17 protein-coding genes are annotated in these 20,018 nt (G+C 67.0%); 6 read left to right on the top strand and 11 right to left on the bottom strand.

Going from position 1 to position 20,018, the window contains the following annotated elements:
• Positions 1-14: 14 nt before the first annotated feature.
• The 5 genes from ACP15H_RS23915 to ACP15H_RS23895 are packed head-to-tail and all read left to right on the top strand — an operon-like array spanning position 15 to position 5,505.
• Positions 15-1,619 carry an ABC transporter substrate-binding protein gene (locus tag ACP15H_RS23915; protein WP_425068632.1) on the top strand — a complete coding sequence of 535 codons (1,605 nt, stop codon included), beginning with the start codon at positions 15-17 and terminating at the stop codon, positions 1,617-1,619.
• 24 nt (positions 1,620-1,643) lie between these two features.
• The gene (locus tag ACP15H_RS23910) at positions 1,644-2,597 is read left to right on the top strand and encodes an ABC transporter permease (RefSeq protein ID WP_425068631.1); all 954 of its coding nucleotides are present in this window, start codon (positions 1,644-1,646) and stop codon (positions 2,595-2,597) included.
• Positions 2,598-2,601: 4 nt separating this feature from the next.
• A complete protein-coding gene (locus tag ACP15H_RS23905; protein WP_425068630.1) occupies positions 2,602-3,510 on the top strand; it encodes an ABC transporter permease in 909 nt (302 codons plus the stop codon).
• A gap of 1 nt (position 3,511) precedes the next feature.
• Entirely contained in the window at positions 3,512-4,546 is a 1,035-nt protein-coding gene (locus ACP15H_RS23900; RefSeq protein WP_425068629.1) for an ABC transporter ATP-binding protein, read from the top strand.
• On the top strand, positions 4,543-5,505 hold the full coding sequence (locus tag ACP15H_RS23895) for an ABC transporter ATP-binding protein (protein WP_425068628.1): 963 nt from the start codon (positions 4,543-4,545) through the stop codon (positions 5,503-5,505). The genes ACP15H_RS23900 and ACP15H_RS23895 overlap by 4 nt, the downstream gene beginning before the upstream one ends.
• A gap of 117 nt (positions 5,506-5,622) precedes the next feature.
• On the opposite strand, the gene dnaJ is transcribed toward ACP15H_RS23895, so the two are convergent.
• From dnaJ to pip, 5 genes are all read right to left on the bottom strand, one after another.
• Entirely contained in the window at positions 5,623-6,744 is a 1,122-nt protein-coding gene (gene dnaJ / locus ACP15H_RS23890; RefSeq protein WP_425068627.1) for a molecular chaperone DnaJ, read from the bottom strand.
• Between the two features lie 86 nt (positions 6,745-6,830).
• Positions 6,831-8,768, bottom strand: a complete 1,938-nt coding sequence (dnaK, locus tag ACP15H_RS23885) for a molecular chaperone DnaK (RefSeq protein WP_425068626.1) — start codon at positions 8,766-8,768, stop codon at positions 6,831-6,833.
• Between the two features lie 222 nt (positions 8,769-8,990).
• Positions 8,991-9,590, bottom strand: a complete 600-nt coding sequence (locus ACP15H_RS23880) for a nucleotide exchange factor GrpE (protein WP_425068625.1) — start codon at positions 9,588-9,590, stop codon at positions 8,991-8,993.
• Positions 9,591-9,666: 76 nt separating this feature from the next.
• On the bottom strand, positions 9,667-10,722 hold the full coding sequence (locus ACP15H_RS23875) for a TauD/TfdA family dioxygenase (protein ID WP_425068624.1): 1,056 nt from the start codon (positions 10,720-10,722) through the stop codon (positions 9,667-9,669).
• Between the two features lie 29 nt (positions 10,723-10,751).
• On the bottom strand, positions 10,752-11,762 hold the full coding sequence (pip, locus tag ACP15H_RS23870; protein ID WP_425068623.1) for a prolyl aminopeptidase: 1,011 nt from the start codon (positions 11,760-11,762) through the stop codon (positions 10,752-10,754).
• Positions 11,763-11,873: 111 nt separating this feature from the next.
• Here pip and ACP15H_RS23865 point away from each other — a divergent pair, with 111 nt between their 5' ends.
• Complete coding sequence (locus tag ACP15H_RS23865) at positions 11,874-13,286, top strand: M48 family metalloprotease (RefSeq protein WP_425068622.1); 1,413 nt, start codon at positions 11,874-11,876, stop codon at positions 13,284-13,286.
• Here the strand turns inward: ACP15H_RS23865 and ACP15H_RS23860 are convergent.
• The 6 genes from ACP15H_RS23860 to ACP15H_RS23835 form a co-directional block, all read right to left on the bottom strand.
• Complete coding sequence (locus ACP15H_RS23860; protein WP_425068621.1) at positions 13,283-14,092, bottom strand: hypothetical protein; 810 nt, start codon at positions 14,090-14,092, stop codon at positions 13,283-13,285. The two genes, ACP15H_RS23865 and ACP15H_RS23860, sit on opposite strands and share 4 nt — an antisense overlap.
• A gap of 97 nt (positions 14,093-14,189) precedes the next feature.
• Positions 14,190-14,717: a CarD family transcriptional regulator gene (locus tag ACP15H_RS23855; RefSeq protein WP_298315789.1), complete on the bottom strand. Its 528-nt coding sequence runs from the start codon at positions 14,715-14,717 to the stop codon at positions 14,190-14,192.
• Between the two features lie 288 nt (positions 14,718-15,005).
• Positions 15,006-15,341 carry a ferredoxin FdxA gene (gene fdxA / locus ACP15H_RS23850; protein WP_298315792.1) on the bottom strand — a complete coding sequence of 112 codons (336 nt, stop codon included), beginning with the start codon at positions 15,339-15,341 and terminating at the stop codon, positions 15,006-15,008.
• Positions 15,342-15,419: 78 nt separating this feature from the next.
• Positions 15,420-15,674: an RNA-binding S4 domain-containing protein gene (locus tag ACP15H_RS23845; RefSeq protein WP_425068620.1), complete on the bottom strand. Its 255-nt coding sequence runs from the start codon at positions 15,672-15,674 to the stop codon at positions 15,420-15,422.
• 24 nt (positions 15,675-15,698) lie between these two features.
• Positions 15,699-19,010 (bottom strand): helicase-related protein, encoded by a 3,312-nt coding sequence (locus tag ACP15H_RS23840; RefSeq protein ID WP_425068619.1) that lies wholly within the window; start codon positions 19,008-19,010, stop codon positions 15,699-15,701.
• A 76-nt stretch (positions 19,011-19,086) separates the two neighbouring features.
• Positions 19,087-19,986 (bottom strand): LysR substrate-binding domain-containing protein, encoded by a 900-nt coding sequence (locus tag ACP15H_RS23835; RefSeq protein ID WP_425068618.1) that lies wholly within the window; start codon positions 19,984-19,986, stop codon positions 19,087-19,089.
• Positions 19,987-20,018 lie beyond the last annotated feature (32 nt).

Below are 20,018 nucleotides of genomic sequence, written 5' to 3'. Positions count from 1 at the left end.
TCGGGGAGTAGTGAATGTTCAAGCGCCTTCGCGTCGCCATCGCTGGCCTGGGTGTCCTTGCAGCGACCGCTACGCCTGCCCTCTCGCAGGGCACTCTGCGCATCGGCATGACAGCCGCCGACATCCCGCTGACGACGGGCCAGCCCGATCAAGGGTTCGAGGGATTTCGCTTCGCCGGCTACACGATTTATGACGCGCTTGTGAACTGGGACCTGTCGAAGGCCGACACGATCGCCGACATCCGTCCCGGTCTCGCTCTGTCGTGGGCGCCGGTCGAGGGCGAGCCGACCAAGTGGATCTTCAAGCTGCGCGAGGGCGTGAAGTTCCACGACGGTTCGGACTTCGATGCCGACGCCGTGATCTGGAACCTCGACAAGGTTCTGAACGACAAGTCGCCCCAGTTCGACAGCAAGCAGCTGGCGCAGGTGCGGGCGCGCATTCCGACTTTGGTCGGATACAGGAAGATCGACAAGAACACGGTCGAACTCACGACACGCATCGTCAACTCGCTGTTTCCCTACGACATGTCCTACGTCTTCTATTCGAGCCCCGCCAACTGGGAGAAGCAGGGCAAGGACTGGAACAAGGTCGCGTTGAATCCATCGGGCACCGGCCCGTTCAAGGTCGACCGCGTCGTGCCGCGTGAGCGCATGGAGCTCTCGCGCAACGCCGACTACTGGGAAAAGGCGCGGGTGCCGAAGCTCGACAAGGTGATCCTGTTCCCGATGCCGGAGGCGGCGACCCGCACGGCGGCGCTGCTCGCCGGCCAGGTCGACTGGATCGAAGTGCCCGCCCCCGACGCCATCCCGCGCCTCAAGCAGGGCGGCATGACCATCGTCACCAACAAGTATCCGCACAACTGGGCCTACCAGCCCTCCATGGTCGAGGGCTCGCCGTGGACCGACATCCGCGTGCGCAAGGCGGCCAATCTCGCCATCGATCGCGCCGGCCTCAACAAGCTGCTGGGCGGGCTGATGATCGAGTCGAAGGGCCATGTCTATCCCGGCCATCCGTGGTTCGGCTCGCCCGCCTTCGACATCAAGTACGATCCGGCGGAGGCCAAGAAGCTGCTGGCCGAAGCGGGCTACAGCGCGACCAAGAAGCCGAAGATCAAGATCGCGATCTCGACCTCGGGCTCGGGCCAGATGCTGCCGCTGCCGATGAACGAATACGTGCAGGAGAACCTGAATGCCGTGGGCTTCGACACCTCGTTCGAAGTCATGGAATGGAACGCGCTGGTGACTTTCGCCTTCCAGCCGGTGACGGGCGACAACGCCAAGAAGGCGGGCGTCAACGGCATCAACATCAGCCGCGCCACGGTCGATCCCTATTCGGCCTTCACACGCCTGATGAACAGCAACTTCGTGCCCCCGATCGGCGCCAACTGGGGCGTCCTGAAGGACGAGAAGCTCGACGCCATGATCAACAAGGCGCACACGAGCTTCGACAAGGCCGAGCAGACCAAGGCCCTGTCCGACGTGCACAGCTACATCGTCGACCAGGCCTACTGGGTCTGGATCGCGCATGACCTGAACCCGCGCGCCATGAGCCCCAAGGTGAAGGGATTCGTTCAGGCGCAGAGCTGGTTCCAGGACCTCACCCCCGTCGAACTCAAGTAACGAAGAAGAGAGAGGCGGGCCGCAATGCTCCTCTACGCCCTACGCCGCCTGATTTACCTGGTGCCCGTCGCCTTCGGCGTGTCGCTGCTCGTGTTCGCGCTGGTGCATCTGGCACCGGGCGATCCGATCTCGGCGATCGTGCCACCCGATGCGCCGAAGGAAGTCGTCGACAAGCTCAAGGAATATTACGGCTTCGATAAGCCGCTGCCGGTCCAGTACCTGCGCTGGCTCGGCGTCACCCTGACAGGCGATCTCGGCACCTCGATCGGCACCGGCCGGTCGGTGGCGTCGGAAGTCGGCAGCGCCTTCGGCAACACCATCATCCTGGCCATCGCCGCGACGCTGTTCGCCTTCACCCTGGCGGTGATCCTGGGAACGGCCGCGGCCTATGCGAAGTCGCGCATCGTCGACCGGCTGGTGACGATGATCTCGCTGATCGGCGTCAGCGTGCCCCACTTCTGGCTGGCGATCGTTCTGGTCATCATCTTCGCCGTCGAACTGGGCGTGCTGCCGCCCATGGGCATAGGGCCGGAGAACTCCACCGGTTGGCAGTTCGACCGCGCCCACCTCGCCCACATGGTGCTGCCGACCATTGCGCTGTCCGTGATCCCGCTCGGCGTCGTCACCCGCACGGTGCGCTCCACGGTCAAGGAAACGCTCAACATGGAGTTCGTGACGGCGCTGCAGGCCAAGGGCATGCGCGACAGCCGCATCCTGTTCCATGTGCTGAAGAACGCCGCCCCGACCTGCCTTGCCGTCATGGGCCTGCAGGCCGGCAATCTGATCGGCGGCTCGATCCTGATCGAGACGGTGTTCGCCTGGCCGGGCACCGGCTTCCTGCTGAACAGCGCCATCTTCCGCCGCGACCTGCCGATCCTGCAGGGCACGACTCTGGTGCTGGCCGGCTTCTTCATGTTGCTCAACCTGACCGTGGACATCATCCAGACCATGGTCGATCCCCGTATCAAGCGAGGCTGAACCGATGGCCCTGCAAAGTCCCTCTCTCGACATCGGCGGCGCCGTCCTGGTGAAGCCGACACCGACCTCCGCCGGCCGCGGCTACTGGCAGTCGGTCGGCCGGCGCCTGCGCCGCGACCCCGTCACGCTGATCTGCGCGGCCATCCTGATCCTGCTGGTCCTGGCGTCGATCGCCGCGCCATATCTCTATCTGGCGGATCCCTACAAGACGTCGATGCTGCGCCGCCTCTATCCGCTGGGGTCGCCGAACCACTGGCTGGGCACCGACGAGCTGGGGCGGGACATGTTCGCCCGCCTGATCTATGGCGGCCGGCTGTCGCTGTTCATGGGCGTGACGCCGGTGGTGTTCGCCCTGTTGATCGGCGGAAGCCTGGGCATCCTCGCAGGCTTCGTCGGCGGCAAGACCAACATGGCGATCATGCGCGTCATGGACGTCTTCTATGCCTTTCCGTCGGTGCTGCTCGCGATCTCGCTCTCGGGCGCGATGGGCGCCGGCACGGAGAACACGCTGCTGTCGCTCACCCTGGTGTTCATCCCGCCGATCTGCCGTGTCTCGGAAAGCGTCACCACGCAGGTGCGCGGCTTCGACTTCGTCGATGCGGCCAAGGCCAGCGGCGCCTCGGCGTTCACCATCGTGCGCGTCCATGTGCTGGGCAACGTGCTCGGACCGATCCTGGTCTATGCGACGTCGCTGATCAGCGTCGCGATCATCCTGGCGGCGGGCCTCAGCTTCCTCGGGCTCGGCGTGAAGCCGCCGGAACCCGAATGGGGCCTGATGCTGAACACGCTGCGGCAGGCGATCTACGTCAATCCGGTCCTGGCGGCCCTGCCGGGCGTGATGATCTTCATCACCTCGATCTGCTTCAACCTGATGAGCGATGGCCTGCGCGCGGCCATGGACGTGAAGGCCTGACATGGACACGCTGCTTCCCATCCAGGATCGCGGTGGCCCGGCCCAGCCGCTCTTGCTGGCGACCGGCCTGCGCAAGCATTTCCCGATCCCCGGCGGCCTGCTCGGCCGCACCACCAAGGTCGTGCGCGCGGTCGACGATCTCACCCTCTCGGTCGCCAAGGGCGAGACCTTGGGCGTCGTGGGCGAATCGGGCTGCGGCAAGTCGACGGTCGCGCGGCTGCTGATCCGCCTGATCAAGCCGGACAAGGGCACGATGGTGCTGGACGGCGATCCGGTCGACGAGCCGCACGGCATCACGGTGAACGAGCTGCGCCGCCAGGTGCAGATGGTGTTCCAGGATTCCTACGCCTCGCTCAACCCCCGCCTGACCATTGCAGAGACCCTGGCCTTCGCGCCGCGCGCGCATGGCCTGCCCGCCGCCGAAGCGCGCGAGAGGGTGCGCGACCTGCTGAGCAAGGTCGGGCTCGATCCGGTGAACTACGCCACGCGCTATCCGCACGAACTGTCGGGCGGCCAGCGCCAGAGGGTGAACATCGCGCGGGCGCTCGCGCTGCGGCCGCGGCTGATCATCCTCGACGAGGCAGTGTCGGCGCTCGACAAGTCGGTCGAGGCGCAGGTGCTGAACATGCTGGTCGACCTCAAGACGGAGCTCGACCTCACCTACGTCTTCATCAGCCACGATCTCAACGTCGTGCAGTATCTCAGCGATCGCGTGCTGGTCATGTACCTCGGCAAGATCGTCGAGCTGGGTCCCGTCGAGGCGATCTACGGCAATCCGCAGCATCCCTATACACGGGCGCTGCTGTCGGCGCGGCCGTCGATGGATCCGCGCAAGCGCACACGCGAGGCGCCGATCCAGGGCGATCCGCCCAATCCGATCGATCCGCCCTCGGGCTGCCGCTTCCGCACGCGCTGCCCGTTCGCCGAAGACGTCTGCGCGCGCACCGAGCCGCTGCTGGCGGATACCGGACACCAGGCCGTGGCCTGCCACATGCGCGTGGCGGGCTCGGGCCATTCCAAGGCGATGGCTGCATGACCAACCTGCTTCAGGTCCGCGACCTCCACGTCACTTTCGTCACGCCCGACCGGACGGTGCATGCCGTCAACGGCGTCAGCTTCGACCTCGCGCGCGGCGAGACGCTGGGCATCCTGGGCGAATCCGGCTCGGGCAAGAGCGTCACCCTGCGCTCGATCCTGCGGCTGCATCCCGAGCATCGCACGCGCTGGTCGGGCAGCATCAAGCTTCAGGGCGACGAGGTCCTGGAGATGGAGCCCAGGGCGCTGTCCGATCTGCGCGGCCAGCGCGTCTCGATGATCTTCCAGGAGCCGGCGACAGCCTTCGATCCAGTCTTCACCATCGGCCAGCAGATCGCGGAGACGGTGCGCCGCCACACCGGCAAGAGCGAAGCTGAGGCCATGAAGCGCGCCAAGGATCTGCTGGAGATGGTGCGGATTCCCTCGCCGGCGCAGCGGCTGAAAGCCTATCCGCACGAGATGTCGGGCGGCATGCGCCAGCGCGCCATGATCGCGCTCGCGCTCTCGTGCAATCCGACCCTGCTGCTGGCCGACGAGCCGACCACGGCGCTCGACGCCACGGTGCAGATCCAGGTGCTGCTGCTGATCCGCGAGCTGCAGCGCGAGTTCAACCTCGGCGTCATCTTCGTCACCCACGATATCGGCGTGGCCGTCGAAGTCTCCGACCGGATCGGCGTCATGTATGCCGGCAAGCTGGTCGAGATGGCGCCCGTCGAGCGCATGGTCGACGCGCCGCAGCATCCCTACAGCCGCGGCCTGCTGGCCTCGACCGTCCATGATGGTATGCGTGGCCAGCGCCTCGAATCGATCCCGGGCGCGCCGCCCGATCTTGCGGCCGTGCCGGACGGCTGCAGCTTCGCGCCGCGCTGCAAGTTCGTCCGTCCCGACTGCACGGCCTCGATCCCGTCGCTGCGCGAGGTCGAGACCGCGCATGCGGTGCGCTGCGTGCTGGCGGCGTAGCATCTCAACAATGACCTCATCCTGAGAAGCCGTGCGAGGCGCGGCGTCTCGAAGGATGAGGCGAATGGGTCGAAAAGGCTCTAGCGGATAGGTCCGTGAGCCTGAATGTCGGCGGCCTCAGCCGCCGAACATTTCCTTCACCTTGCTGAAGAAGCCTTCGGATTCGGGGCTGGTCTTGCCGGCCTTCTCGAATTCCTTGAGCAGTTCCTTCTGCTTGGAGGTGAGGTTGGTCGGCGTCTCGACGTTGATCTCGATGTACATGTCGCCGTGCTGGCTGGACCGCACGATCGGCATGCCCTTGCCGCGCATGCGGAACTGGTGGCCGCCCTGCGCGCCGGCCGGAATGTTGATGCGGGCCATCTTGCCGTCGAGCGTCGGGACCTCGATGTTGCCGCCCAGGGTGGCCTGGACCATCGAAATGGGCACACGGCAGTGCACGTCGGGCCCTTCGCGCTCGAACAGCTGATGCCGGCGCACCGACAGGAAGACATAGAGATCGCCGGCGGGACCGCCGCGCGCACCCGCCTCGCCCTCGCCGCTCAGGCGAATGCGCGTGCCGTCCTCGACGCCGGCCGGAATGTTGACCTTCAGCGTCTTCTCGCGACGCACGCGACCCTGGCCGCCGCAGTTCTTGCAGGGCTTGTCGATCACCTGTCCGGCGCCGTGACAGGTGTGGCAGGCGCGCTCGACGGTGAAGAAGCCCTGCTGCGCGCGGATGCGGCCGCGGCCCTGGCAGGTCGGGCATTGCTGCGGCTTGGAGCCGGCCTCGGCACCGCTGCCATGGCAGACTTCGCAGGAGACGGAACTCGGTACGCGCACCGTCGCTTCGGTGCCGGCATAGGCCTGTTCCAGCGTGATCTCGAGATTGAAGCGCAGGTCCTGGCCGCGCATGTCGGCGCGCCCGCGTCCGCCGCGCGCACCGTTGGCGCCGAACATCTCCTCGAAGATGTCGCCGAAGACCGAGCCGAAATCGAAGCCCTGGCCGCCCTGGAACGGCCCCCCCGGGCCCGCACCGCCTTCGAACGCGGCCGCGCCATAGCGGTCGTAAGCGGCACGCTTCTCCGGATCCTTCAGGATGTCGTAGGCGTGGCTGATTTCCTTGAACTTCCGTTCCGCTTCCTTGTCGCCGGGATTGCGGTCCGGATGGTGCTGCATCGCGAGCTTGCGGTACGCCTTCTTGATGTCGTCGGCGCTGGTCGTCCGGCTCACCCCGAGCAGCTCGTAAAAGTCTTGCGACATAACGCTCTACGCAGCCCCCACTTGCCCCTTACAGGTCGGCCTCCCGCTTGCGCGGGAGGCCGTCTCGTTCCGCCGGGTGTCCCTGATCAGGAACCCGTCTTCTTGTTCTTGTCGGTGACGTCCTCGAACTCCGCGTCGACGACTTTCTCGCCCTTCGCGTCGGTCGCGCCGCCACCCGCCCCGCCGGCCGTCCCGGCGGCACCCGCCTGGGCTTCGGCCTGCTGGGCCTTGTACATCGCCTCGCCGAGCTTCATCGCGGCCTGGGTCAGGTCGTTGGTCTTGCCCTTGATGGCCTCGACATCCTCGCCCGCGAGAGCCGTCTTCAGGCCCTCGACCGCACCTTCGATCTCGGCCTTCTCGGTGGGGCTCACCTTGTCGCCGTACTCCGCCAGGTGCTTGGTCGTGGAATGGACCAGCGCCTCGCCCTGGTTGCGGGCGTCGATCAGCTCGCGCTTCTTCTTGTCCTCTTCGGCATGAAGCTCGGCGTCCTTCACCATCTTCTGGATGTCGGCCTCGCTGAGGCCGCCCGAAGCCTGGATGCGGATCTGCTGCTCCTTGCCGGTGGCCTTGTCCTTGGCCGAGACCTGCACGATGCCGTTGGCGTCGATGTCGAACGTGACCTCGACCTGCGGCACGCCGCGCGGTGCCGGCGGGATACCGACCAGATCGAACTGACCCAGCATCTTGTTCTGGGCGGCGATCTCGCGCTCGCCCTGGAAGACACGGATGGTCACCGCGGTCTGGTTGTCGTCGGCCGTCGAGAAGGTCTGGCTCTTCTTGGTCGGGATCGTCGTGTTGCGCTCGATGAGGCGCGTGAACACGCCGCCCAGCGTCTCGATGCCGAGCGACAGCGGCGTCACGTCGAGCAGCAGGACGTCCTTGACCTCGCCCTTCAGCACGGCCGCCTGGACTGCCGCGCCGACCGCGACGACTTCGTCGGGATTGACGTTGCGGGCCGGCTCCTTGCCGAAGAACTGCTTAACGACCTCGATGACCTTCGGCATGCGCGTCATGCCGCCGACCAGGATGACCTCGTCGACCTGACCGGCCTGCAGGCCGGCATCCTTGAGCGCCGCCTTGCAGGGCTCGAGCGTCCGCTGCACCAGATCGTCGACCAGCGACTCGAGCTTGGCGCGCGAGAGCTTGATCACGAGATGCTTCGGGCCCGAGGCGTCGGCCGTGATGAACGGCAGGTTGATCTCGGTCTCCTTGGAATTGGAGAGCTCGATCTTGGCCTTCTCGGCGGCTTCCTTGAGACGCTGCAGGGCGAGCTTGTCGTTGCGCAGGTCGATGCCCTGCTCTTTTTTGAACTCGTCGGCCAGGTAGCTGATGATGCGCTGGTCGAAGTCCTCGCCGCCCAGGAAGGTGTCGCCGTTGGTCGCCTTGACCTCGAACACGCCGTCGCCGATCTCGAGGATCGACACGTCGAAGGTGCCGCCGCCCAGGTCATAGACCGCGATCGTGCCGGACTTGCGCTTGTCCATGCCGTAGGCGAGCGCCGCGGCCGTCGGCTCGTTGATGATGCGCAGCACTTCGAGGCCGGCGATGCGGCCGGCATCCTTGGTGGCCTGGCGCTGGGCGTCGTTGAAGTAGGCCGGAACGGTGATGACCGCCTGCTCGACCTTCTCGCCGAGATAGGCCTCGGCCGTCTCCTTCATCTTGCCGAGAATGAAGGCCGAGATCTGGCTCGGGCTGTACTGCTCGCCGTTCACGTCGACCCAAGCATCGCCACTCGGCGCCTTGTCGATCTTGAAGGGGACCAGCGTCTTCTCCTTGGCGACCATCGGGTCGTCGAAGCGACGCCCGATCAGGCGCTTGACCGAATAGAGGGTCTTCAGCGGATTGGTGACGGCCTGCCGCTTGGCGGCCTGTCCGACCAGACGCTCGCCGCCATCCGTGAAGGCGACCATGGAAGGCGTCGTGCGCGCGCCTTCGGAATTCTCGATGACCTTGGTGTCGCCGCCTTCCATGACCGCGACGCACGAATTGGTCGTACCCAAGTCGATGCCAATGACTTTCGCCATGATTTCTACTCTCTTCCCTCGGCAAGCCGTTCCGGACCCAAAGGCGCCCGATCGGCCCCCGTACTGTGGTTACCTGCCGGAAAAACCGGGTCAGGACAGGGGCTATATAGGTCCTGTCCGCCTGCCTGCAATGGACGTTGGGACCAAAATCTCCGCTGGAATGTGCCGTTTGACACACTACCGGGCGGACTCATGGGAGCGGCCGGCGCGGCCGGCCACTTCCTAATTTGCGTGGGCCGGAGCGCCGGCGGCGGGGCCGCCCTTGGACACGGCGACCATCGCCGCCCGCAGCAGACGGCCGGCGATCAGGTAGCCGGGGATCATCTCCTGGACCACCGTGCCGTTCGGGACGTCGGCATTCTCGACCTCCATCATGGCCTGATGGAATTCGGCGTTGAACGGCTTGCCGAGGCTCTCGATGCGAGTGACGCCGTGCCGCTCCAGCACGGACTGCAGCTCGCGATCGGTCGCCTGGATGCCGACGATCACGTTGCGCAGCGCCGGATCGAGGGAATCGAGGTTCGCCGGCAGGGCCGACAGGGCGCGGCCGAAATTGTCGGCCACCGAAAGCACGTCGCGGGCAAAGCGCTCGACACCGAACTTACGCTCCTTCTCGACATCCTGCTGGGCCCGGCGGCGCACGTTCTGCGCCTCGGCGAGGGCCCGGAGCTGCCTGTCCTGAAGATCGGCCTTTTCGGCCTGGAGCTGCTCGACGAGACGCTGCCACTCGGCGGCGGTTTCCGGCCGGGGCGGGATGTCGAGATTGTCCGGGTCGACCGGCATATCCGCCGGGGCGCCGCCCGCGGTGGGATCGCTGGCCATGGGGTGTCCCCTTGTGTGGTGTGGGTTGCTTGATGCGGCCTTCACTTAGGGACGAGGCAGGCCCGGGTCAACTGGCTCAGGCGGCCTGCAGGGGCGCGTGCAGCTTCGTCCCGCGCACGATGATGCCGCCGCGGTCGCCGATGGTGACCTGGCCGTAGCGCTGGGCGAAGATCTCGGGCAGCGGCCGGGCCCCCTCGGCGGCCAGCCACAGGCGCAGCAGGTGACGGCGGCGCTCCGGTTCGGGCCAGTCGTCGAAGCCGGTGCGGTCGTGCAGCATCGTGTGGTTGTGAACCAGCTGCACGTCGCCCGGCTTGAATTCCATGAAGGTGTTGAGCGCCGGGTCGTTGGCCAGCGAATCGAACATGTCGAGGGCCTCGATCAGCTCCGGCGTGTGCCGCGGCGCCTCGGGGAAGCGCTGGGCGCTGTCGATGTACTGGCGCTGGTAGATTGCGGTCAGGTAGCCTTGGTGCCAGTTGAAGACCGGGATCTCGAAGAAGGGCTTCTGTCCCTCCGGTACCTCGCCGCGCCGGTCGGTGGCGATCGGCTGGAACAGCAGCTTCAGCAGGTCGGGCCGGCGGCGGCGCATCTCGTTGAAGATCGTGGTCGAGCTCACCAGCGCCGACAGCCCGCCCGACCGCGCGGTCTTGAGGCAGAGCAGCCCGACGATGTCGCAGGAATCGGTGTGGTAGGTTTGCCGTTCGTGCGTCTGGTAGATGCGCACGTTGGGGTCGTTCACGTCGAGCCCGAGATCCTGCACGTGGCCCAGCACATGGCCCTTGCCGTTCTGCGAGCGGGCGCTGCCGAGATGGGCGCCCAGCCCGAAGAATGCCGTCGCCGATTCGCGGATCGACCAGCGGTCGACCGGCAGGCCGCGCAGCAGCAGGAACCCGCGGCCGTTCAGGACCTCGTCGTCGACGCGTGAGCGGAGCTTCGCCCCGAGCGTCGGCAGCGGGAAATCCTGCGGCTTCAGCACGGCGATGTCGGCGTCGCGCGCGACCAGCGCCTGGGTCGCGGCCTCGACCTCGGCCACTTCGGCGGCCGACAGCGGCATCATCCAGTCGTCGCGCTTGGCGATCTCGGGTCCATACCAGGCGGCAGCGCCGGTCTGCTCCGGCGGGAGTTCGTACGACATGATCAGGCGTTCCTCGGTTCGGTCTTTTTTTATGCGTCCCACGGAAAGCGGGGGGCGAAGAGTTCGGTGTCGCTGGTCGAGAGCCGGTAGCTTTCGGTGGCGTTGACCAGGGCGGCGCGGATGCCGGGTTCCAGCGCGCTGTGGCCGGCATCGGGCACGATCACGTATCGCGCCTCGGGCCAGGCGCGGGCCAGCGCATCGGCCGTCACCGGCGGGCAGACGATGTCGTAGCGACCCTGGACGATGGTGGCGGGCAGGTGGCGGATGCGGTCGAGACCGGCCCACGGCCAGTCTTCCGGCACGAAGGTCCCATTGGCGAAATAGTGGGCCTCGATGCGCGACAGGGCGAGCGCGAAGCCGCCATGGTCGGTCTCGAACGGCGCGCGCACCATCGGGTAGAGCGTCGAGCAGGCCGCCTCGTAGCGGCTCCAGGCGCGCGCCGCCGGACGGTGCAGGTCGGGATTGCGGTCGATCAGGCGACGGTAATAGTTGCCCAGCAGGTCGCCGCGCTCCTCGGCCGGCAGGTGCTCGGCGAATTCGCGCCACGCCTCCGGGAAGATGGTGCGCATGCCGTGGAGGAACCAGTCGATCTCCGGGCGTGCGCCTAGGAAGATGCCGCGCAGGATCAAGCCGGTGGCGCGCCCTGGATGGCTGAGACCGTAGGCCAGTGCCAGTGTGCTGCCCCAGGAGCCGCCGAACAGCAGCCAGCTCGGGATGCCGAGATGCGTCCGGAGCTTCTCCATGTCGGCCACGAGATCGGCCGTGGTGTTGTCCTGCAATTCACCGAGCGGCATCGAGCGGCCACAGCCACGCTGGTCGAATACGACGATGCGATAGAACTGCGGATCGAAAAACCGGCGATGGACCGGCGCCGAGCCGGCGCCCGGTCCGCCGTGCAGGAACACGACGGGCACGCCCTCCGGATTGCCGCTCTGCTCCCAATAGATCGTGTGCCGACCATCGACCGCCAGCATGCCGCTGGCATAGGGCGAGATTTCGGGAAACAGATCGGAACGAAGAGGGGTCTCTGAACGCGGCATGCGATTGTCCTCGGGGCATCACTGCCATAGCGGCGGCATTCGTGCCAGCCTTGCAGGCGATTGCAGCCTTGTCCGCCGAGCGTCTAAGGTCGAGTCGTTCCAGGAGGATCCGTGGATATTCGCCGTATTCTGGCGCTGGTCGCATTGCTGGCCAGCGTCGTTGCCTGCACGTCCGCGGAGCCGTCCGCCCCGGACTCCCCTGCGGCGACCGGACGCGGCGTCGTCACCCTGCCGCGCGGCATCGAGAAGCTCGTCGGTCCTGCGGACCAGGATGCCCGTCTGCAGGCCTATGTCGACCGGGTCGGCCAGCGCGTGGTGGCCGCCGCCGGCGTCAGCGGTTTCCGCTTCGTCGTGCTCGATTCGCCGGTCGCCAATGCGCACGCCGTGCAATCCTACGTCTTCGTCACGCGAGGCCTGCTGGCCCTGCTGGAGAACGAGGCCGAACTCGCTGCGGCGGTCGGCCACGAACTCGGCCATCTGGTGCAGCGTCACGCCGCGCAGCGCGCCCGCGTTCGTCAGAGTGTTCTCGAGGCGGCGATCGACGCGGCCGCCGCCAGCGGCTCGGTCACCGTCGGCCGGGCGGTGGCGCAGGACGGTTTGCTCGCGCTGCGGCGCTATTCGCGCGAACAGGAACTCGAGGCCGACCGCCTGGGACTGGGCTATATCGTCAAGGCCGGCTATCGCGGCGATGCGATGGCCTCCCTGATCGAGCGGTTGCGCCAGCAGAGTGCCCTCGAGGCACAGATCATGGGCGAGTCGCCCGATGTCGGCGACCGGCCGAGCGCCGCGTCGACACATCCCGTGCCGATCGAGCGCACCTCCGCGATCGCGGGTCTTCCGCTCGCGAACGCGCCCGGCGAAACCAACGAGAAAGGCTACTTCGCGGCCATCAACGGCATGTCGGTCGACGACTCGCCGCGGGAGGGCTTCATTCGCGGCCGCACTTTCCTCCATCCGACGATGCGCCTCGCCTTCACGGCGCCGCCGGGCTTCCGCCTGCTCAACGATAGCGACGGCGTGCTGGCGGTAAACCGCGACCGCTCCCTGATGTTGCTCGCCTGCGTCGCGACGCAGATACCGGGTCCGCTCGACGACTGGATGCGCAACAAGCTGAAGCCCACCCCGACCGACATCCGGACCCTGGAGATCAACGGCAACGAGGCCGCGATCGGTGCCCGCCCCCGCGGCTCCGACACCGGGCTCGGCCAGGCACGCTATGTCGTCATCCGGGACGGCGATCGGGTGTGCAACTTCGCCCTGGTGAGCGAGGGCGCGCACCAGGACCGGCAGATCGAGGAGATGGTGCGGGCGGCACGGACGTTCCGCACCCTCACGCCCGCCGAAGCCGCTGCGCTCCAGCCCTACCGGCTGCGCATCGTTTCGCCGGCGGGATCGACGCCGGCACAGCTCGCCGCCCGCATGCCCTATCCCGATCTCAAGATGGAACGTCTTCTCGTGCTGAACGCGGCGCAGACACCCGCCGAACTCGCGAGCCGCGCCCAGATCAAGATCATCGAGCCTTAAGCCTCGATTCGCTCCAGCACGGCGCCGTCGGCGTCGAGCGCCACCAGGGCCGGCCTTTCGCGCGTGACGGTCAGGACGCGGCCGGCGTCCTGCGGGACGTTCCGGGACGGGGCGGCGCCGCGCACGACACGTTCTATGGCTGGCCAGTGGCCATCGTTCGCCTTGCCAAGCGATTCTTCGAGCGCCGAATCGGTCTGGGTGCTCCACCAGAAGGCATCGGCCTGCCTGTCGAGCGGCCGGCCGGGATCGACTCCGCTGGCGGCAAAGAGGAGCCGGCCATCGGCGCTGAGCACGGCACGGGACAGGGCGTTCAGGAGATCGCTGTGGCCGGGCCAGGCAGCCTGTCGTTCGCGCAGGCCCGAGGTCCAGCGCGCGATGGCGCGGGAGCCGTTGCGGCTGGCGATGCGGCCCTCGGCGATCGAATAGCCGTAGGCCGAGATGATGGCGTCCAGCCCGCGCGACAGCATCCAGTCGAGCACGTCGAGCGGCGCCAGCGCGAACTGGAGTTGCAGCGCCTTGTGCCAGATCTCCTCCTGCGGCCCGCGCAGGAAGACGAAATCCTCGACCTCGGCGCCGGGCCTCGCCAGCAGACGCCGGCGCAGCAGCAGCATGAGGTCGATCGTGCGCGGCGTGTTGCCGGCGGCGCCCAGCATGTTGCCCAGCACCACGAGCCGGTCGCCGGGCCGCCACTGCTGCATCAGGGCGCTTCCCAGCCGCTCCAGTGCGGCATCGTCGCCAGCCAGGGCGCCGAGCGCCCAGGTGGTACCGCCCTCGCGCAGGCGGGCGATCGGAGCAACCTTGGTCATGATCGGGAAAACGGGCGTCGCAGGGCCTGACATGAAAAAGGCGGCGCGACAGGGAGGTGTCGGGCCGCCTTTTCGCTCATGATCGCACCAGAAGCGTCTAGGCGACCTTCTGCAGGACGCTGTTCAGCTTCTGGGTTGCCAGATCCTTATCGATCCGCTCGACGGCGGCGAGTTCGCGCGCCAGCCGGTCCAGCGCGGCTTCGTAGATCTGCCGTTCGCTGTAGGACTGGTCGGGCTGGCCGGCGTTGCGATGCAGGTCGCGCACGACTTCGGCGATCGACACCGGGTCGCCCGAGTTGATCTTGGCTTCGTATTCCTGGGCGCGGCGGTTCCACATGGCGCGGCTCACGCGGCTGCGGCCCTTCAGGGTCACCAGCGCGCTTTCCATGATCTTGCGCGAGCTGAGCTTGCGCAGGCCGGAAATCTTCGCCTTCGCCACCGGAACGCGGAGCATCATGCGCTCCTGCTCGAACGAGATCACGAACAGGTCGAGCTTGTGACCTGCGATCTCCTTGGCTTCGATATCAATTACACGGCCGACGCCATGCGTCGGGTACACCACGAAATCGCCCTTCTCGAAGGCATATTCCTTCGGCTTGGCGGGCGCCTTCTTCGGCTTGGCCATATCATCTAGTCCCTTCACAACAGCCCCGCTTTCTGCGATACCGCGACCCACCGCATACGCTCCCCTGCGTATTCGGCCCGGCGTCACGCCATCGGTAAGTTTCTTTCGGATACCGAAGTGGACACCGAGCGAGCGGCGGACCGGACCCCGGACCGCTTCAAGCGGCAGTCTCATATCAGAATTCAGGCGCGGAGTCGCGCAATATGTTGCATTTCAGCAACGGTCGAGCCATGCACAAACTGCATGACTGTTGCAAAAGGTACAATAGAGGACTTGCGGGAGGTTAAATCAGCGGGCCGCCGGCTTGTCGCTGAAATACTTCTCGAACTTGTCCTTTTCGTCCTTGAACTGCTCCGCATCGGCCGGCGCTTCACCCTTGCGGGTGATGTTCGGCCAGGTCAGTGACAGGCTGCGATTCAGCTCGAGCCACTTCTCGAGGCCCTTTTCCGTGTCCGGAAGGATCGCATTGGGCGGGCACTCAGGTTCGCAGACGCCGCAATCGATGCATTCGTCCGGATTGATGACCAGCATGTTATCGCCCTCGTAGAAGCAATCCACGGGGCAGACTTCAACACAGTCCATGTACTTGCACTTGATGCAAGCCTCAGTCACGACGTAGGTCATATCAGCTCCAGAAACGAGCGGCGGCTGCTTAACGTGCGAACCCACGCCGCGCAAGGCTGGCGATGGGAAGCACGCGATTTAAGGCGAGTCGATCTCCTCATACAACGCGCGCGCCTCGGGGGCCGGCCCGCGCCGTTCGCCGAGGGCCAGAATGCGAACCACCTTCACATGGGCGCCGAGCGCGAAGGTGAGCACCATGCCCGGCGCGACCGCGGCGTGCGGCTTTTCGACGGCGCGGCCGTCGATCCGGCAGCGTGACTTCTCGACGTAGCGGGAGGCCAGGGTGCGGGTCTTGAAGAAGCGCGCGTGCCAGAGCCACTTGTCGAGCCGCATCGCGCCTCAGCGACTCACGGGTGGCTACTTCTTTCCACCGAGCTTGAGCTCGAGCAGCTTGGCGAACGGCGAATCGGCTGCCGCATCGCCCTTGGTTTCCGTCGTCGCGTAGAGGCGCAACGCCGGCCCGCCGCTGTCGCGGCGGGGCGGACGGGGCCCGCGCCTGTCGTCGCGTCCGCGGTTCTCGTTGGGGGGGCGCCCGTCCTTGCGATCCTGTGCGGGGCCAGCGGGACGCGGTGCATTGCTGGCCTGGCCGCCTCCCGGCCGGGGACCACTGCGCGGACCGTCATCCTTGCCGCGCGGCGGACGCGGCGTGTCGGCGAAGAACTGGCGCTCGTTCGGACGTTCCGGCCGGTCGCGACGGCGCTGCTCGCGCTGCTGGCGCTGTTCCCGCTCCTGGAGGCGCTGGCGCTCGCGCTGCTCCTCGCGCTCGCGCACGAAGCGCGGCTTGATCGAGAAGGCGTAGAGCGGTCCGTTCTCTTCCGACGGCGGATGCACGCGATAGCCGAGGCCGCGCAGCACGTTGGCCATCTCGGGCTCCGAGCAGCCGACCAGCGACATCATCTGCGGCGTGGCGCGGAACCAACCCGGCGGCAACGGCCGAGGCTCCTTCTTCGCGGGCTTGGCCTCTGCCGGAGGCGCGCTGCCGTCGGCCGGGGCTGCCGCACCGTCTGGCGCCGTTTCCGGGGGAGGTTCGGACGCGGCGAGTTCGGTCGCGGGCGGCTCGGCAGCAACCGACTCGGCAGCAACCGGCTCGGAAGCAACCGGATCAGCCGGGGGCGCAGCCTCGGCGGGCGCTTCGGCAACGGGTTCCGTCGCGGGCTCCGGAGCCTGTTCCGGCACCGGCTCGGCGGCGGCAGCGACAGGCTCGGCCACGGGGGCCTCAGGCTCGGCTGCCGGCTCCGCCGGTTCGTTTTCGCCGAAAGCAGCGGCGACGATGGCCCATTCGCTGATTTCGTCGGCCGTGGCGGGCGCGGGAATCGCGGGGGCGCCGCCCTTCGCCTCGACGGCAGGTTTCTTTTCCTGCTTTTCCTGCTGCTGCGACCGGCGCGAGGCTTCGCGGCTGTCGCGCACGGCGGCACGCGCCATGGCGGCCAGGCGCTCGACCATGTCGGCGCGGATCGCGTGGTCGCCGAGCGGCAGGTAGCCGATGGTCGCGTAGAAATCGCGCTCGGCATCGCGCGGCAGATCCATCGAGGTGCGGCCTTCGGCCGGCAGCGTCGGGATCGTCTCGCGATTCTTGGCGATCATCCAGAGGCCGGCGCGCAGACGGATCGGCACCGGCTTCAACATGCTGGGGAAATAGAGCGAGAAGACGCCGATGCGGACGCCCAGGCGCGCCAGAGCCTTGCGATCCTCCTCGCTGAGCTGGGCGAGCTGTTCCTCGACCGGGCGGCGCGGCAGGACGCCGAGGCCCTCGCAGAGCTGGAAGATCACGCCCCGCGCACCGGCCGGCAGTTCGGTCGTGGCGCGCGCGTCCATCAGCTCGCTGAGGCCGAGGCGAATGCGGGTCTCCACCCAGGTCGCGGCGCGCTTGCGCACTTCCTCGCGGGCCGGGCCGTCCAGCAGATCGGAGGCGATGGCTTCGACCTTGGGCGCAAGCACGTCGCCCGAGGGCAACAGCCGCGCCACGGGGCCGCCGCCCCAGCAGACACGCAATTGCCCGTCGAAGACGATTTCGCCATCCGGGCTGTTCACGAAGGCCTGCAGGCGATCGGGCAGATCCTGACGCAGCACGCGCAGAGCCGCGCTCAGCACCGCCTTCTGGTCGGTCTGGCCTTCCGTTGCGTCCGGCACGAAGCGGAAGCCCTCGATGCGACCGAGATGCTCGCCCTCGACCGTGACTTCGCCCGCTGCGGCGATTGACGAGTTCATTTCACCCTCATCGCGCAATCTTCGTACAAGCAAAGCCGCGCGTCTATCGACAAACCGTTGCGTGAGTCGTTGATGCAAAACATCCGAAAGCCTGTCCTCGATGGCGCGCGCGCGCTCTTGCCAGTGGGTGGCGCGCTGAATCCAGTCGGGCCGATGGGAAATATAAGTCCATGTCCTAACGTGTGCGATGCGTGCCATCAACGTGTCGATGTCGCCATCGAAACGTTCGAGGCGCTTCACATGGCTCTCGATCCAGTCTTCCGGCAGGCGTTCGCCACCCTGCGTCAGATGCCCGAAGAGCTGCCCCAGCAGCTGTATGTGCTCTTCCGTCATGGTCTTGCGGAAGTCCGGGACCTGGCACACTTCCCAGAGCAGCTTCACCCGGCGCGGCGAATTCAGGCGCGGCAAAAACGCCGACTGTGCCGCCAGCGTCTGCAGGGCGAGCTGATCGTCCTGCTCGCGGACCCGCTGGAGCGCAGGATGCGGTGGGCCGGCGTTCAGCGAGCCCACGAGGGCCTGGACCGACCGGAAATCGAGCTCGCTGTTGCGCCACTGCACGTCGCGCAGCGGATCGAAGCGATGGTTTTCGATCGCTTCGACGACCTCGGCGTCGAGGCCGGGGACACCGGCGGTGGTGCCGAAAGTGCCGTCATTCATGTGACGGCCGGCGCGGCCGGCGATCTGCGCCAGTTCGCCGGTGCGCAGCGGACGCGAGGTCCGACCGTCGAATTTGCGAAGGGAAGCGAACCACACGTGGTTCACATCCATGTTGAGGCCCATGCCGATCGCGTCGGTCGCCACGAGATAATCGACCTCGCCCGACTGGAACATATCGACCTGCGCGTTGCGCGTGCGCGGGCTCATGGCGCCCATGACGATCGCCGTTCCGCCGCGCTGCCGGCGGATCAGCTCGGCGATCTCGTAGACTTCGTTGGCCGAGAATCCCACCACCGCCGAGCGGCGCGGCAGCCGCGTCGCCTTCTTCGACCCGACATAGGACAGGTTCGAGAAGCGGGGACGCGCCACCACGTCGATGTTGGGCAACAGTCGGTTCAGTATCGGACGGATCGTGTCGGCGCCCAGCAGCATCGTCTCGTTCAGGCCGCGTGCGTGGAGCAGCCGGTCGGTGAAGAAGTGGCCGCGCTCCGGGTCGGACGCCATCTGCACCTCGTCCACGGCGAGGAAGGAAACCGGCCTGTCGACCGGCATCGATTCCACGGTGCACACGAAATAGCGCGCGCCCGGCGGTGAGATCTTCTCCTCGCCGGTGATCAGCGCGACCTGGGCCGCACCCTTCAGTTTGACGACGCGCTCATAGTTCTCGCGCGCCAGCAGGCGCAGCGGAAATCCGATCATGCCCGAATCGTGGCCGAGCATGCGCTCGATCGCGAGATAGGTTTTGCCGGTGTTGGTGGGGCCGAGGACGGCTGTCAGGCGGCCCGAATCGCCGGAAAACGACATGGCCGCACCTTCGCGCGCGGCCGTGGCGGAAGCAAGGCCGGCCCGAATGCCAGTGACCGCGCTTCCGGCCGCTGCTTCAGGCCGAAGCGCTCCGGGTCCGCGCGAGGCCAAGTGCCTGCAGGGCGCGCGCCAGGACCGGCGAGCGGTTGTCGGCTCGCCACACCACCGAAACCTCGTTGATCGGCGCTTCGCCGAGCAGGGGCTTGAAGGCGACCCCGGGAAACCCCGCGGCGGCCAGCGTGCCCGGTATCACCGATACACCGGCACCGACCGAGACCAGGCTGAGGATGGTGAGCAGGTTGCGCGGCTGATGGGGCGGGATCGTCGGGCTGATGCCGGCGGCGCGGCAGGCGGCGATGATGCTGTCGTAGAAGATCGGCGACATGTGGCGGAGCGGCAGGACGAAGTCGTCGCCGGCGAATTCCGAGAGCCGCACCCGGCGGCGTCCGGCCAGGCGGTGCACGTCCGACATGGCCATGAGCATCGGCTCGCGGACAATCGTGCGCGTCACGAGGTCGGGGTGGGGCGTCGGCATGTGGAGGAAGGCGATGTCGAGCTTGTCCTCGTGCAGGGCTTCGATCTGCTCCGACGAACTCATTTCCTGCCACATCACCGTGACACCCGGCACGCCGCGCGAAATCTTGCTGTAGAGATTTCTGATCTCGGTGAAGACCGAGGAGGTGATGAAGCCGGCGCGCAGATAGCCGCTGCGGCCCTCGTGCGCGCGCTGCACGACATGACGCAGACCGTCGACCTGGGCGATCAGCCGCCGTGCCTCGTCGAGCAGCGCGGTGCCGGCATCGGTGATGCGCACCGATCGCTTGGTGCGATGGAACAGCAGGGCGCCGATCTCCAGTTCCAGGTTCTTGATGTGCTGGGTGAGCGGCGGCTGGGAAAGGGCGAGCCGCTTCGCCGCGCGGCCGAAATGCAGTTCTTCGGCGACGGCCACGAAGCAGCGAAGGGACCGCAGGTTCATCGCCGATACGATAATCAGATTATTCTGATTTA

The sequence above is a fragment of the Reyranella sp. genome (assembly GCF_965249915.1).
GTDB lineage: Bacteria > Pseudomonadota > Alphaproteobacteria > Reyranellales > Reyranellaceae > Reyranella.
This window is presented reverse-complemented; position numbering and strand designations above follow the sequence as displayed.

What these genes read in the sequence shown, in the direction of transcription:
- ACP15H_RS23915 (WP_425068632.1), top strand. Translation starts at nt 15, where the DNA reads ATGTTCAAGCGCCTTCGCGTCGCCATCGCTGGCCTGGGTGTCCTTGCA.
- ACP15H_RS23910 (WP_425068631.1), top strand. Translation starts at nt 1,644, where the DNA reads ATGCTCCTCTACGCCCTACGCCGCCTGATTTACCTGGTGCCCGTCGCC.
- dnaJ (WP_425068627.1), bottom strand. Translation starts at nt 6,744, where the DNA reads ATGTCGCAAGACTTTTACGAGCTGCTCGGGGTGAGCCGGACGACCAGC.
- ACP15H_RS23875 (WP_425068624.1), bottom strand. Translation starts at nt 10,722, where the DNA reads ATGTCGTACGAACTCCCGCCGGAGCAGACCGGCGCTGCCGCCTGGTAT.
- ACP15H_RS23835 (WP_425068618.1), bottom strand. Translation starts at nt 19,986, where the DNA reads ATGAACCTGCGGTCCCTTCGCTGCTTCGTGGCCGTCGCCGAAGAACTG.
- dnaK (WP_425068626.1), bottom strand. Translation starts at nt 8,768, where the DNA reads ATGGCGAAAGTCATTGGCATCGACTTGGGTACGACCAATTCGTGCGTC.
- fdxA (WP_298315792.1), bottom strand. Translation starts at nt 15,341, where the DNA reads ATGACCTACGTCGTGACTGAGGCTTGCATCAAGTGCAAGTACATGGAC.
- ACP15H_RS23855 (WP_298315789.1), bottom strand. Translation starts at nt 14,717, where the DNA reads ATGGCCAAGCCGAAGAAGGCGCCCGCCAAGCCGAAGGAATATGCCTTC.
- ACP15H_RS23860 (WP_425068621.1), bottom strand. Translation starts at nt 14,092, where the DNA reads ATGACCAAGGTTGCTCCGATCGCCCGCCTGCGCGAGGGCGGTACCACC.
- ACP15H_RS23840 (WP_425068619.1), bottom strand. Translation starts at nt 19,010, where the DNA reads ATGTCGTTTTCCGGCGATTCGGGCCGCCTGACAGCCGTCCTCGGCCCC.
- ACP15H_RS23905 (WP_425068630.1), top strand. Translation starts at nt 2,602, where the DNA reads ATGGCCCTGCAAAGTCCCTCTCTCGACATCGGCGGCGCCGTCCTGGTG.
- ACP15H_RS23895 (WP_425068628.1), top strand. Translation starts at nt 4,543, where the DNA reads ATGACCAACCTGCTTCAGGTCCGCGACCTCCACGTCACTTTCGTCACG.
- ACP15H_RS23845 (WP_425068620.1), bottom strand. Translation starts at nt 15,674, where the DNA reads ATGCGGCTCGACAAGTGGCTCTGGCACGCGCGCTTCTTCAAGACCCGC.
- ACP15H_RS23880 (WP_425068625.1), bottom strand. Translation starts at nt 9,590, where the DNA reads ATGGCCAGCGATCCCACCGCGGGCGGCGCCCCGGCGGATATGCCGGTC.
- ACP15H_RS23900 (WP_425068629.1), top strand. Translation starts at nt 3,512, where the DNA reads ATGGACACGCTGCTTCCCATCCAGGATCGCGGTGGCCCGGCCCAGCCG.
- pip (WP_425068623.1), bottom strand. Translation starts at nt 11,762, where the DNA reads ATGCCGCGTTCAGAGACCCCTCTTCGTTCCGATCTGTTTCCCGAAATC.